We start from the raw sequence: 13,267 nt of genomic DNA, 5'->3' as shown, positions 1-13,267 counted from the left end.
GTTACCAGCGGATCGGGAGAACCGGGAGGTGATGGCAGAACAAGACACCCTCCTCAACGCGATCGCCGGCGCTGTCGCGACGGCCGTCCTGAACTTTTTCGTCCCCTTCGCGCCCCTGTTCGGCGGCGCACTCGCCGGCTACCTCGAAGGTGGCGACCGGAACGACGGGTTGCGCGTCGGGTTGCTCGCCGGGGTGTTCAGCCTCGCCGTCCTGGTCGTCCTCTTCGTGTTCGTCTTCGTCGGGTTCGGGCTGCTGGCGCTGGAGGCGCCCATGGCTTTCGGGGCGTTCGGCCTCCTCGCCTTCCTGGTGATCTTCGTTGGCGGCCTGGTCTACGTCGTCGGACTCAGCGCTGCAGGCGGCTGGCTCGGCAACTACCTCAAGTACGAGACCGACATCGGGAACTGAGACGCCGTGTCCCGACATCGACGGTCGTCGTGACACGCCGACGTACAGTCCGATCCCGGCGCGGAAAGTACATTGTCCCCGGGCGAAAACACGGCGGGTAGGATGCGAGAGACACTGACCGATGCAGGGGTGGGTGCGCTCGTGACGGTCGTGCTCTCCGTCATCCCGTTCTCGTCGATCGCCGGCGGCGCCGTGGCGGCCCACCGGAACGGCGGTGGCTACGGTCGGGGACTCTGGCTCGGGACGCTGGCCGGGATCGCAGCGATGGTGCCGCTGCTCGCGCTGTTCGTGCCGGCGCTGTACGTCGCGGGGCTGCTCGGTTTCGGTATCCCGCCGTCGTCGTCCGCCTACGAGCTCTTTCTCGGCATCGTGTTCGCGTTCTTCCTGGCGTACACGGTCGGTGTCAGCGCGGTCGGCGGCGTCTGTGGCGTCTGGGCGCGGCGCCACACCGACTGGGACCTCGATCCCGGCCGGTGGCGCTAACGACGTTGGCACACGATTCAAACGTGTCCAGCCCTAACTCGATCTAATGTCAGGGACGCCGCCGGGCCCGAAAGGGGAACCGCTGTTCGGGAGCAGTCGGACGTACGCACGGAACCCGTTCCGGTTTATCTCGGCGCTGGAACGGGCCTACGGCGACGTTGCACGGTTCGACATGGGGCCGATGGACACGTTCATGATCTGTGATCCCACGGCGCTGGAACGGGTTCTCGTTTCGGAGGCCGAGAACTTCCGGAAGCCGGATTTCCAGGGCGACGCGCTGGGAGACCTGCTGGGCGACGGACTCCTGTTGAGTGAAGGTGAGACCTGGGAACGACAGCGCCAACTGGCGAACCCGGCGTTCTCGATGAGCCGATTGGCCGGGATGGCCGACCGCATCACCGGCCACGCGGAGGACCGAATCGCCGGCTGGGCCGAGGGCGACGTGATCGACGCCGAGCAGTCGATGACCCGGGTCACGCTCGATGTCATCCTCGACCTGATGATGGGCGTCGAACTGGACGAACAGACGGTCCGGACGATCGAGGAGCAACTGATGCCGCTCGGCGAGCGGTTCGAGCCCGACCCGATCCGGTTCGCAGCACCGCAGTGGATGCCGATGCCCGACGACGCGAAGTTCGACCGGGCCGTCGAGACCCTCGACGGTGTCCTCAACGACATCATCGCGACCCGCGAGGGGTCGCTGGGCAGCGACGAGGACGGGCCGATGGACTTCCTGTCCGTGTTGCTCCGGGCGCGCGACGACGGCGAGCAGTCGCCGGAACAGCTCCGTGACGAGATGATGACGATGCTGCTTGCCGGTCACGACACGACGGCCCTGACGCTGACCTACACCTGGTTCCTGCTCTCGGAACACCCCGACGTGGAGCACCGCGTCCACGAGGAACTGGACGAGGTGGTCGGCGACGACCGGCCGGGGATGGAACACGTCCGCGAACTGGACTACCTGGAGTGGGTGATCCAGGAGGCGATGCGGCTCTACCCGCCGGTGTACACCATCTTCCGGGAGCCGACCGTCGACGTTGAACTGGCGGGCTACTCGGTGCCGGCCGGGACGACGCTGATGCTCCCGCAGTGGGGCGTCCACCGCTCGGAGCGGTTCTACGAGGAGCCCGAGACGTTCGACCCCGAACGCTGGAAGCCCGAGCGGGCGAACGAGCGGCCGCGCTTCGCGTACTTCCCGTTCGGCGGCGGGCCACGGCACTGTATCGGCAAGCACCTGGCGATGCTCGAAGCACAGCTCATCACCGCGACGACCGCAAGCGAGTACCGACTGGAGTTCCTGGGCGAGACGCCACTGGAACTGCTGCCCTCGCTGACTGCCCACCCGCGACAGGAGATGTCGATGCGGGTCCGCGAACGCGAGTGACCGGCCGGCTCCGAAAACACCTAACCCCCTCGGTGACCACGGGCGGGTATGGTCACGTCGAGCGCTCCCGGCAAAGTGTACCTGTTCGGGGAGCACGCAGTCGTCTACGGCGAGCCGGCGGTCCCGTGTGCCATCGAGAAGCGGGCGCGGGTGACCGCCAGAGAGATCGACGAGGGGTTACGGGTCCACGTCGACGATCTGACCCTCGACGGCTACACCGTCGAGTACACCGGTGAGGACGACGGTCACCCCGATCTGGAGGCCGACGAGTCACTCGTTCGCGCCGGTGTCGGCTACATCAACGAGGCCGTCGCGCAGGCCCGCGCTGTCGCGGACAGGCCCGACGCCGGCTTCGAGATCGTCGTCGAGAGTGACATCCCGCTGGGGGCCGGACTGGGCTCGTCGGCCGCCGTCGTCGTCGCGGCCATCGACGCCGCCTCGCGCGAATTGGGGGTCGAACTCACCCCCGAAGAGATCGCCGACCGCGCCTATCAGGTCGAGTACGCGGTCCAGGACGGCCAGGCCTCGCGCGCGGACACGTTCTGCTCGGCGATGGGTGGGGCGGTCCGGGTCGAGGGCGACGACTGCCGGCGGATCGGGGGGGTCGGCAATCTCCCCTTCGTCATCGGCTACGACGGCGGCGCGGGCGACACGGGTGAACTCGTCGCCGGGGTCCGGCAACTCCGGGAGGAGTACGACTTCGCGGCCGATACGGTCGGTGCGATCGGCGATATCGTCCGGGAAGGCGAATCCGTGCTGGGCACGGACGACTACGACTCGATGGGCGAGTTGCTGAACTTCAACCACGGCCTGCTGGCGGCTCTGGGCGTCTCCTCGCGATCGCTGGACGCGATGGTGTGGGCTGCCCGCGAGGGCGGCGCCGCGGGCGCGAAACTGACCGGTGCCGGCGGCGGCGGCTGTATCGTCGCACTGGACGAGACCGACGGGGCGCTCACCGCGTTGCGGTACACGCCAGGCTGTGAGGACGCCTTCCGCGCCGAACTGGACACCGATGGGGTCCGCCGGGAATGACGACCGTCCTGAAACTCGGCGGGAGCGTCGTCACAGTCAAAGACCGGCCCGAGACGGTCGACGACGACAGGCTCGCGGCGGCGGCCGACGCGGTCGCCACCGCCGACGACGACCTGGTCGTGATCCACGGAGGCGGGAGTTTCGGCCACCACCACGCGGCCGAACACGGCGTCAGCACGACCGACGGGACACACGACGCGCGGGCGGTCCAGGCCATCCACGGCGCGATGGCCCGCCTCAACGCGCGTGTCGTCGCCGAACTGACCGAGCGTGGCGTGCCGGCGGTCCCGGTCCATCCGTTCTCCGCCGGTGCCCGCGACGCCGCGGGGGCACTGACCATGCCGGCCGAGCAAGTCAGAACTGCACTCGACGAAGGCTTCGTCCCGGTACTACACGGCGACCTGGTGGTCCAGGCCGGAAAGGGCGCGACGGTGCTCTCGGGAGACGAACTGGTCGCCGAACTCGCGACCGCCCTCACCGCCGACCGTGTGGGGGTCTGTTCGACCGTCCCCGGCGTCCTCGACGAGCACGGCGACGTGATCGAACGGATCGAACGCTTCGAGGACGTGGCCGACGCGCTGGGTGCGAGCGAAGCCACGGATGTCTCCGGCGGGATGGCCGGGAAGGTCCGGACGCTCCTGGCGCTTTCCGCCCCCGTCCAGATCTTCGGCCCCGACGCGCTCCCCGAGTTCGTCGCGGGCGACCGCCCCGGGACAACAGTCGGAGACGGCGGCTGACTCGGCGTAACCTATTTGCCCGCCGTTGTCGATGGTCGAACCATGTCTGCTGTTGGGTTGCCGGATGTCTACCGGTACGGAACGAAGTTCCTCGGGTATCTCCTCGTGGTCGCCCTGATCGGTGGCGGTCTGATCGCCGTCGGAAACGTCCTCGTCGATGTCGGGTCGTTCGGCGCCAGCGGTGACGCCGGTGCGCAGGCGATACTGGGGATCGTCGTGACCGTCGTCGGCCTCCTCCTGAGTGCGTCGGGCCTGTTCGGACTGCTACACAAACTCATCGCCGACGCGGCGATGGTCGGAGCGGTCGCCGCGAGCGCGGAGCCGGACGCGCCGGAACAGGAACCGGCGCCGGACGCCGCTCACGCGGAACAGACCGATCCCCAGGCGGCCGCGGCCAGTCGGGAGCAGTCCCCCCCGAAACCGGCAGCGACGCCAGAAGAGGCCGTGACCGACACCCAACCGGCGAATGAGCCCCCCCAGTCCGGGGCGGCAGCCCCCGATCCCACGCAGTCCGAGAGCGGGAGCGACCCAGTTGAGGCTGGGGAGTCCGCCGAACGGTCCCCGAACGAGGCGCCGGCCGCCGTGTCCCAGTCGGACCCGCTCGCCGAGACCGACACGGCACCCGAGTCCGAGCCGACCGAAACGAGTGCCGAGGCGGGCACGGCCGACGGCGCCGACAGTTCGACCGAGGACGACAGCCCGGAGCGTGACGACCGAACCGGACAGTCGGAACCGCCGGCAGCGGAGCCCGATCCGTCCGCGCCGCCCCGGGAGTGGTCGCCGCCGGACCCGACGGAGTTCGACGACAGCGGGACAGCACCCGACGGGGAGACACAGCAAGCGACCGAACGAGCGACGGCGGACGACGTAGACGAGAGCACGGCGTCGTTCGGGGCTGTCGACGCCGGCACCGGGAGCGACGGATCGACCGACGACGCGTTCCAGACGGCTCCGACCGAGGAGTCGACAGCGGGCGCGGACGAGTCGGAGACGTTCGAGACAGCGGTCGACGACGGTGGCTCGCCACACCCGGACCCGCCGGACGAGGCGGGCACGGATACACTGGAACCGGAACCGATCAACGATTCGGAGTCGTTCGACGCCGACGAAACGGACCCGTTCGTCTCCGACCCGGGAGAACCGACGGGCGAGTCACGGCCGGGCTCGTCGGACGGGACAGAGAGCGAGGACGGCGATCCGCTGTCTGACCGGCTCGACGACGAGCGGTCGTAGCGAACCCACACCGTTTTAAGACGGCACGTTGTAGGGCCGGGTAACCGAGCGTACGGCCGCCCGCAGGGCGCGGATCGGCGGCCGGCAGACGACGGGTGTATGTCGTCCGGACGAGAGTCCACCCCTCCGACTCCGGGGCTACGGGTCCACCGACTGGCCTCGGGGTCGCCGCGGAATCGAGACGCCGTTTCACAGCCGTTACCGTCGTCGCCACTGCCGACCGCGTGCACGCGGACGGCTTCCACTCGGAGCTACAACCATGGAAGTCGAAATCGCAACAATCGGCGGATACGAAGAGGTCGGCCGTCAGATGACGGCAGTCCGTGCAGGTGACGACGTCGTCATCTTCGACATGGGCCTGAACCTCTCGAAGGTACTGATTCACGACAACGTCGAGACCGAGCGGATGCACTCGCTCGATCTGATCGACATGGGCGCGATCCCGGACGACCGGGTCATGTCCGATCTGGAGGGCGACGTGAAGGCGATCGTGCCGACACACGGCCACCTCGACCACATCGGCGCCATCTCGAAGCTCGCCCACCGCTACGACGCACCGGTCGTCGCCACGCCCTTTACGATCGAACTGGTCAAACAGCAGATCAAAGGCGAGGAGAAGTTCGGGGTCCAGAACGACCTCATCAAGATGGAGGCCGGCGAGACGATGGATATCGGCGACCGCAACGAACTGGAGTTCGTCAACGTCACCCACTCCATCATCGACGCCATCAACCCGGTGCTGCACACGCCCGAGGGATCGGTCGTCTACGGCCTGGACAAACGCATGGACCACACGCCGGTCATCGGTGACCCGATCGACATGGAGCGGTTCCGCGAGATCGGCCGCGAGGGCAACGGCGTCCTGGCGTACATCGAGGACTGTACGAACGCCGGCAAGAAGGGCCGAACGCCCTCGGAGTCGGTCGCCCGACGCCACCTCAAGGACGTGATGTACTCCGTCGAGGACTACGACGGCGGTATCGTCGCGACGACCTTCTCCAGTCACATCGCCCGCGTGAAGTCGCTGGTCGAGTTCGCCGACGACATCGGCCGTCAGCCGGTCCTGCTGGGCCGCTCGATGGAGAAGTACTCCGGGACCGCGGAACGACTCGACTTCGTCGACTTCCCCGAGGACCTGGGGATGTACGGCCACCGCAAGTCGGTCGACCGGACGTTCAAGCGGATTATGAACGAAGGGAAGGAGAACTTCCTGCCGATCGTCACCGGTCACCAGGGCGAGCCGCGCGCGATGCTCACCCGCATGGGCCGTGGCGAGACGCCCTACGAACTGGACAACGGCGACAAGGTCATCTTCTCGGCCCGGGTCATCCCCGAGCCGACCAACGAGGGCCAGCGCTACCAGTCCGAGAAGCTCCTGGGCATGCAGGGCGCGCGCATCTACGACGACATCCACGTCTCCGGCCACCTCAACCGCGAGGGTCACTACGAGATGCTCGACGCGCTCCAGCCCCAGAACGTCATCCCCGCCCACCAGAATCTCAAAGGCTTCGCGCCCTACGTCGACCTCTGTGAGGACCAGGGCTACAAGCTGGGCCGGGACCTCCACGTGACCCGTAACGGCAACATGATTCAGCTCACCGAGTGAGAGTATGTCCGAACGCCATCAGCAGGTCGAAGACGCCATCGTCGCCCGGCGCGAGCGGGTCAACAGCGCGCTCCCGGAGGACTTGCCGGTCAAACGACCGGACCACCTCTACGAGGCGTCGCGATACCTGCTGGACGCTGGTGGCAAGCGGCTCCGGCCGACCGTCCTCCTGTTGGTCGCCGAGTCGCTGCTCGATGTCGACCCGTCGGCCACGGAGTACCGGGCGTTCCCGACGCTCGACGGCGGCGAAGCGGACGTGCTCGCCGCGGCCATCGCAATCGAGGTCATCCAGACGTTCACGCTCATCCACGACGACATCATGGACGACGACCCCCTTCGTCGTGGTGTCCCGGCCGTCCACGAGGAATACGACCTCTCGACGGCCATCCTGGCCGGGGACACGCTGTACTCGAAGGCGTTCGAGTTCCTGCTCTCGACCGGTGCCGCACCGGAGCGGTCCGTCGACGCCACGAGACGGCTCGCGACCACCTGCACCCGAATCTGTGAAGGGCAGTCGCTCGACATCGAGTTCGAGCAGCGCGAGGCAGTCACGCCCGAGGAGTACCTGGAGATGGTCGAACTCAAGACCGCCGTCCTCTACGGGGCGGCGGCGGCCATCCCGGCGACCTTGCTGGGGGCCGACGACGGGACTGTCGACGCGCTGTACAACTACGGACTCGACGTTGGGCGGGCGTTCCAGATCCAGGACGACCTGCTGGACCTGACCACCCCCTCCGAGAAGCTGGGGAAACAGCGCGGCTCGGACCTCGTCGAGAACAAACAGACGCTGGTGACGCTGCACGCGCGCCAGCAGGGTGTCGATCTCGAGTCGCTCGTCACGACCGAGTCCGTCGACGCGGTCTCGGAGGCGGAGATCGACGCGGCCGTCGACCGCCTCCACGAGGTCGGTTCGATCGAGTACGCCCGCGAGACGGCCCACGACCTGATCGCAAGCGGGAAGGAGAACCTCGAAGTCCTCCCGGACAACGAGGCGCGCTTCCTGCTGGCGGGGATCGCGGACTACCTCGTCGAGCGGGAGTACTGACGCCCCGCCCGGGAACCGGGTCGGGCGACCAGTTATACACCAGCATCGCCTAGCAGTAGCCGTGACGGAGTTCGTCCTCTACGGTGGCAAGGGTGGCGTCGGCAAGACGACCATCGCCTCGGCGACTGGGCTGGCCCTGGCGCGCCAGGGATACGAGACGCTCGTCGTCTCGACCGATCCGGCCCACTCGCTCGCCGACGCCGTCGAGACAACCCTCGGTGGCGAGCCGACGGCGATACGCGATCGGCTGTGGGGCGTCGAGGTCGACCCGCAGGCAGGCATCGACCGCTACCGGTCGCTGTTCGAGGCACTGGCCGCGGAGTTCAGCCAGGCCGGCATCGACCTCGACGAGGAGGCGGTCTCGGCGCTGTTCACGAGCGGTGTCATGCCCGGGAGCGACGAGCTCGCTGCCCTCGACGGATTCGCGACGTACATCGAGAGCGACCGCTGGGATCGGATCGTCTTCGACACGGCACCGACCGGTCACACGCTCCGGCTCCTCGACCTGCCAGACGTGCTGGATCGCGGGATGGCGACCGCCCTGGATCTGCGCGGACAGATCCGCCGGAAGGTCGACACCGCCCGGACGATGATGTTCGGTCCGATGGCGGGCCGGCGGGACGACGACGAACGGGACGATTTCACCGAGATGCGCGACCGGATGGAACGGGTCGGGACCGTGCTCCGGGACCCCTCCCGGACCGAGTTCCGCGCGGTCACGATAGCCGAGACGATGGCCGTCCGCGAGACCGAGCGGTTGGTCGAGCAGTTGCGGACCTTCGAGGTCCCCGTGCGGACGCTGGTCGTCAACAAGGTCATCGAGGACCCTAGCGACTGCGAGCGCTGTCGCGGGAAACAGACCGTCCAGAGGGAGGCGATCGAGACCCTGCGGGAATCGCTCCCGGAACTCGAACTCCGGACCGTCCCCGACGAACCCGGCGAAGTGACGGGCGTAGAAGCCCTCGAACGAATTAGTACCCACATAGGAAACGGTACGTAGGTGGTCGTCCCAGGAGCGGACAGGGTCGACCAGGACCAACGAAGTGAGAGCGGAGTCGTATGACAGACCCAGCCAGCGCCGACAAAACCCGACGCCGTTTTGACCGGGGCGGTGCCAGAGTCGTGCATGGACGACGAACTTCGTGCCCGCATCGAGGAGGCCGCCGAGGTCAACGCCCTCCTCAACGCGGTCAAACACGAAAGCGAGGCGCAGGTCGGGGCCATCATGGGGCCGCTCATGGGCGAGAACCCCGAGTTCCGCGAGCACGGCGACGAGATCCCGGGGATCATCACCCCGGTCGTCGATCGCGTCAACGGGATGGACGGCCAGGAACGGCGTGACCGGATCGCCGAGTTGGCGCCCGACCGGCTCGAAGAGATCGAGAGCGAGGACGAGGGCGAGGGCGAGGACCACCCGCTGCCCGACCTCCCGAACGTCGACGAGAGCGAGGGCGTCCGGATGCGCGTCGCACCGAACCCGAACGGCCCGTGGCACATCGGCCACGCGCGGATGGCAGCCGTCGTAGGCACCTACAAGGAACGGTACGACGGCGCGTTCGTCTGCCGGTTCGACGACACCGACCCGGAGACCAAACGGCCGGATCTGGACGCCTACGACCAAATCCTCGACGCCATCGACTACCTGGGCTTCGAACCGGACTCGGTCGTCAAAGCGAGCGACCGCGTCGGGACCTACTACGACCACGCGCGGGACCTCATCGACGCCGGCGGGGCCTACACCTGCTCGTGCCCGCAGGGCGAGTTCTCCGACCTGAAAAACAACGGCGAAGCCTGCCCGCACCGCGAGAAAGACGCCGGGACGGTCCACGAGGAGTTCGAGGAGATGGTGAACGGCGAGTACGAGAGCGGCGAGATGGTCCTGCGGGTCCGGACCGACATCACCCACAAGAACCCCGCGCTGCGGGACTTCGTCGCCTTCCGGATCATCGACACGCCACACCCCCGCGAGGCGGCAGAGGAGTACCGCTGCTGGCCGATGCTGGACTTCCAGAGCGGCGTCGACGACCACCTGCTCGATATCACTCACATCATCCGCGGGATCGACCTCCAGGACTCGGCGAAACGCCAGCAGTTCGTCTACGACTACTTCGGCTGGGAGTACCCCGAGGTCGTCCACTGGGGTCACGTCCAGGTCGACGAGTACGACGTGTCGCTGTCGACTTCGACCATCTCGGAACTGATCGCCGAGGGCGACCTCGACGGCTGGGACGACCCCCGTGCGCCGACGGTCGCCAGCCTCGAACGCCGCGGAATCCGCGGACAGGCCCTCGTCGACGCGATGATCGAGTTGGGGACTTCGACCTCAAACGTCGACCTGGCGATGTCCTCGGTGTACGCCAACAACCGCGAGTTGATCGACGACGACACCGACCGGGCGTTCTTCGTCCGCGAGGGCGAGGAGTACGGCGGACTCGTCGAGCGCCAGATCATCGGTGGGCCCGACGCGGGAGAGCCGCCGCTACATCCCGACCACGAGGACCGCGGGCGGCGTGAGATCCCTGTCACGAGCGGTGTCGTGATCGAGGGCGACGACCTGCCGCCACACGGTGAACGGGTCTGGCTGAAAGGCTACGGCTGCGTGCGCCACACCAGAGACGCCTTCGAGTACGTCGGCGACGACATCAGCGCAGTCCGTGAGGAGGGCGTCGACGTAGTCCACTGGGCGCCCGCCGACGGGCCGGCGCTCAGACTCCGGACGATGGACGGCGACGTGACCGGAGTCGCGGAGCCCGGCGTCCTGGAGTACGACACCGACGACCTCTTGCAGTTCGAACGGATCGGGTTCGCCAGGCTCGACGCCCTCGACGCGGACGGCGAGTCGGTCGCGTACTTCGCTCACCCCTGATCACTCGGAGTACTCGACGACTCCCCGGAACTCGAACCGCGCACCGCCGTCCTCGCTCTCCGTGACGGAGACAGACCAGTCGTGTGCGTGGGCGATGCGCTGGACGATCGCCAGCCCGAACCCCGTGTTGTCCTGCTCGGAGGAGTACCCCGAATCGAAGACGGACCCCCGTTCCGTCTCGGGGATCCCGGCGCCGTCGTCGGCGACGTAGAACCCGTCGTCGAGTCCACCGACGGTGATGTCGACGCTGTCGTCGGCTTCTGGCCGACTGCCCGTGGGGCCGTGCTCCACACTGTCATCGGACTCCGTCTGATTGCCTGTCGAACCGTGTTCGACGGCGTTCCGAAAGAGGTTCTCGAGCAGTGTCGCGAGTCGGGTCGGGTCACCCTGTACGGTCTCCGGGACATCGTCGACGGTGAGCGTCCCGTCGTCGGTCGCGACCGACGCCCAGGCCCGCTCGACGATAGCCGCGAACGCGACCGGTTCGGGTGTCTCGATGTCCCGTCCTTCCCTCGCGAGCGTGAGTGTGCTCTCGATGATCGTCTCCATCCGTTCGAGGGCCTGCAAGGCCCCGTCGAGGTGGTCGCGGTTCTCCGCGGGAACCGAGTCGCCCAGGAGGTCGAGGTGTCCGGACGCGACCTGGATCGGGTTGCGCAGGTCGTGGCTGACGATGTCCGCGAACTCGTCGAGTCGCTCGTTCTGTCGTTCGAGTTTCCGTTCACGCGCCTTCCGCTCGGTGATGTCCGTGATGATCGAGACGCTGCCGGTCACCGTCCCGTCGGCGTCGTGGATCGGGGCGATCGAGACGCTCACCTCGACGCGAGTGCCGTCTTTCCGCTGGAGGACGTTTTCGAGGTTCGTGAGGCGCTCGCCGGCCAGAACCTGGTCGTACTGATCGGCGAGACGGTCGGCCTGGTCGTCGGGGATGACGGGGATTCGCTCCGCGATGACCTCCTCGGCGCGCCAGCCGAACAGGTCCGCCGCGGCCGGGTTCCACACCTCGACGACGCCGTCACGGTCGACCGCGACGATCGCCAGGGGCGACGCCTCGACGAGGGTTTCCAGGCGCTCGCTGGTCTCGACGAGTTCCGACTCGATACGCTTGCGCTGGGAGACATCTCGGAGGACCCCGACAGAGCCCGAGTCGGCGGTCTCGAAAGAGATGGGGGCGAGGTCGGCCTCGCACGGTCGCGGTTCGCCGGCCCTGGTCTGGAGGGCCAGTTCGACCGTTCGGCGTTCGCCGTCGGCGGTCGGGGTCGTCTCGCCGTCGGCCAGCAATCGGTCGAACGGTTCGCCGACGAGCGCGTCCCCGTCGGCGCCGACGAACGCTTCGAAGGGGCCGTTGTACAGCACAAACCGACCCGATCCGTCGAGGACGTAGACGGGTTCGTTCACCGAATCGAAGATCGTCTTGTACCGTTCGAACTGCTGTTCGCGGCGCTTTCGCTCGGTCACGTCCCGGATGAGCAGCAGGCGGCCGGCCGATCGGTCGAACCGGTCGGTGAACTCCGACAGTTCGACTTCGAGGAACCGCCGGTCCCCGTCGACCGTCACCGAGCGTTCGACGAAGCCGTCGGTCGCCGCCTCGCCGACGGCGAGGTCCCCGAGTCGCTCCACGATCGACGCCAGCGGCTGACCGACGAGGTCGTCACCGAGCGCGAGGATGTCGCGGGCAGCGCGGTTCGTATCGGTGACGATGCCGTCGTTGTCGACGACGACGACACCGTCGCCCATCTCCTCGACGATGGTCTTTCTGGCCGTCGGGACGGGGTCGAGTTGCTTGAACGTCGACAGGCCCAGGGTGAGTGCGGCCCCGGAGACGGCCCAGGCGAAGATGCTGGTGTCGACATCGATGTCGAAAAAGAGCGCCTGGCCGACGATCGCCGCCCAGGGGGCAAGCGCCGAGACCAGCACCGCACCAGCCTGGACCCGGTAGAGGTGTCGCGACCGGAGGTACAGTCTGACGAGGACGGTCGTACCGGCCAGGGCGACCACGAGGAGGAAGATCGAGTGCAGCAGGAACCCCACGGCGAGGTCGGTCCCGGCGGTCTGGAGCAGCGACCCCGACACGCCCCGCTCCGGCGGGACGTACACAAGCCGGCGCTCGCCGGCCAGCAACAGCGAGAGGAGCACCGGTTCGACGGCGAGCAGTCCGGCGACTCGCCGGGTCGTGAACCGCGTCGAGCCCGCGTACTGGAGCGCGGCGTAGAGCCACGACACGGCGACGACGGTCTGTGCCGGCAGCCAGAGCCGGACCCAGAACGCCTGTGTCGCCACCGTCACCGCCGCGAGTTCCCGGGCGTACGCGACGGCCCCCACCGCGAGCGCGACGTGGAACACCACCATCGGCGTCCCGCCGGGGGCGTCGCGTCTCACCCAGGCGAGTGTCGCGACTCCCAGCGACACCACGGCGACGGCGTACAGCAATCCCTCGAACCCCGCTTGCATCTACACCAACCGTAGGGTGACCGG

The 13,267-nt window shown here is 67.9% G+C and carries 11 protein-coding genes; 10 read left to right on the top strand and 1 reads right to left on the bottom strand.

Translation table 11 applies throughout. The features are described from left to right. Positions 1-31 precede the first annotated feature (31 nt). The 10 genes from P1L40_RS16445 (at position 32) to P1L40_RS16400 (ending at position 10,795) form a co-directional block, all read left to right on the top strand. On the top strand, positions 32-406 hold the full coding sequence (locus P1L40_RS16445; RefSeq protein ID WP_284008605.1) for a DUF5518 domain-containing protein: 375 nt from the start codon (positions 32-34) through the stop codon (positions 404-406). Between the two features lie 102 nt (positions 407-508). After that, entirely contained in the window at positions 509-889 is a 381-nt protein-coding gene (locus P1L40_RS16440) for a DUF5518 domain-containing protein (protein WP_284008604.1), read from the top strand. A 46-nt stretch (positions 890-935) separates the two neighbouring features. Then, positions 936-2,276, top strand: a complete 1,341-nt coding sequence (locus P1L40_RS16435; RefSeq protein ID WP_284008602.1) for a cytochrome P450 — start codon at positions 936-938, stop codon at positions 2,274-2,276. Positions 2,277-2,324: 48 nt separating this feature from the next. After that, positions 2,325-3,308: a mevalonate kinase gene (gene mvk / locus P1L40_RS16430; protein ID WP_284008600.1), complete on the top strand. Its 984-nt coding sequence runs from the start codon at positions 2,325-2,327 to the stop codon at positions 3,306-3,308. Continuing rightward, on the top strand, positions 3,305-4,045 hold the full coding sequence (locus P1L40_RS16425) for an isopentenyl phosphate kinase (protein ID WP_284008598.1): 741 nt from the start codon (positions 3,305-3,307) through the stop codon (positions 4,043-4,045). The genes mvk and P1L40_RS16425 overlap by 4 nt, the downstream gene beginning before the upstream one ends. A 42-nt stretch (positions 4,046-4,087) precedes the next feature. Then, the gene (locus P1L40_RS16420) at positions 4,088-5,278 is read left to right on the top strand and encodes a hypothetical protein (protein ID WP_284008596.1); all 1,191 of its coding nucleotides are present in this window, start codon (positions 4,088-4,090) and stop codon (positions 5,276-5,278) included. A gap of 259 nt (positions 5,279-5,537) precedes the next feature. Beyond that, positions 5,538-6,884 carry an RNase J family beta-CASP ribonuclease gene (locus tag P1L40_RS16415; protein ID WP_284008594.1) on the top strand — a complete coding sequence of 449 codons (1,347 nt, stop codon included), beginning with the start codon at positions 5,538-5,540 and terminating at the stop codon, positions 6,882-6,884. Between the two features lie 4 nt (positions 6,885-6,888). Further along, a complete protein-coding gene (idsA3, locus tag P1L40_RS16410) occupies positions 6,889-7,929 on the top strand; it encodes a geranylfarnesyl diphosphate synthase (RefSeq protein WP_284008592.1) in 1,041 nt (346 codons plus the stop codon). A 61-nt stretch (positions 7,930-7,990) separates the two neighbouring features. Then, the gene (locus P1L40_RS16405) at positions 7,991-8,929 is read left to right on the top strand and encodes an ArsA family ATPase (RefSeq protein ID WP_284008590.1); all 939 of its coding nucleotides are present in this window, start codon (positions 7,991-7,993) and stop codon (positions 8,927-8,929) included. 126 nt (positions 8,930-9,055) lie between these two features. Beyond that, positions 9,056-10,795 (top strand): glutamate--tRNA ligase, encoded by a 1,740-nt coding sequence (locus P1L40_RS16400; protein WP_284008588.1) that lies wholly within the window; start codon positions 9,056-9,058, stop codon positions 10,793-10,795. On the opposite strand, the gene P1L40_RS16395 is transcribed toward P1L40_RS16400, so the two are convergent. Continuing rightward, positions 10,796-13,243: a PAS domain S-box protein gene (locus P1L40_RS16395; RefSeq protein WP_284008586.1), complete on the bottom strand. Its 2,448-nt coding sequence runs from the start codon at positions 13,241-13,243 to the stop codon at positions 10,796-10,798. Positions 13,244-13,267: the final 24 nt, after the last annotated feature.

Source organism: Haloarcula pelagica, assembly GCF_030127105.1.
Taxonomy (GTDB): domain Archaea; phylum Halobacteriota; class Halobacteria; order Halobacteriales; family Haloarculaceae; genus Haloarcula; species Haloarcula pelagica.
The sequence above is the reverse complement of the archived record's forward strand: the minus strand, read 5'-3'. Positions and strand labels throughout refer to the sequence as shown.

Coding starts and splice junctions, on each gene's coding strand:
- P1L40_RS16435 (WP_284008602.1), top strand. CDS start 936: ATGTCAGGGACGCCGCCGGGCCCGAAAGGGGAACCGCTGTTCGGGAGC.
- P1L40_RS16420 (WP_284008596.1), top strand. CDS start 4,088: ATGTCTGCTGTTGGGTTGCCGGATGTCTACCGGTACGGAACGAAGTTC.
- idsA3 (WP_284008592.1), top strand. CDS start 6,889: ATGTCCGAACGCCATCAGCAGGTCGAAGACGCCATCGTCGCCCGGCGC.
- P1L40_RS16415 (WP_284008594.1), top strand. CDS start 5,538: ATGGAAGTCGAAATCGCAACAATCGGCGGATACGAAGAGGTCGGCCGT.
- P1L40_RS16440 (WP_284008604.1), top strand. CDS start 509: ATGCGAGAGACACTGACCGATGCAGGGGTGGGTGCGCTCGTGACGGTC.
- P1L40_RS16400 (WP_284008588.1), top strand. CDS start 9,056: ATGGACGACGAACTTCGTGCCCGCATCGAGGAGGCCGCCGAGGTCAAC.
- P1L40_RS16445 (WP_284008605.1), top strand. CDS start 32: ATGGCAGAACAAGACACCCTCCTCAACGCGATCGCCGGCGCTGTCGCG.
- P1L40_RS16425 (WP_284008598.1), top strand. CDS start 3,305: ATGACGACCGTCCTGAAACTCGGCGGGAGCGTCGTCACAGTCAAAGAC.
- P1L40_RS16395 (WP_284008586.1), bottom strand. CDS start 13,243: ATGCAAGCGGGGTTCGAGGGATTGCTGTACGCCGTCGCCGTGGTGTCG.
- mvk (WP_284008600.1), top strand. CDS start 2,325: ATGGTCACGTCGAGCGCTCCCGGCAAAGTGTACCTGTTCGGGGAGCAC.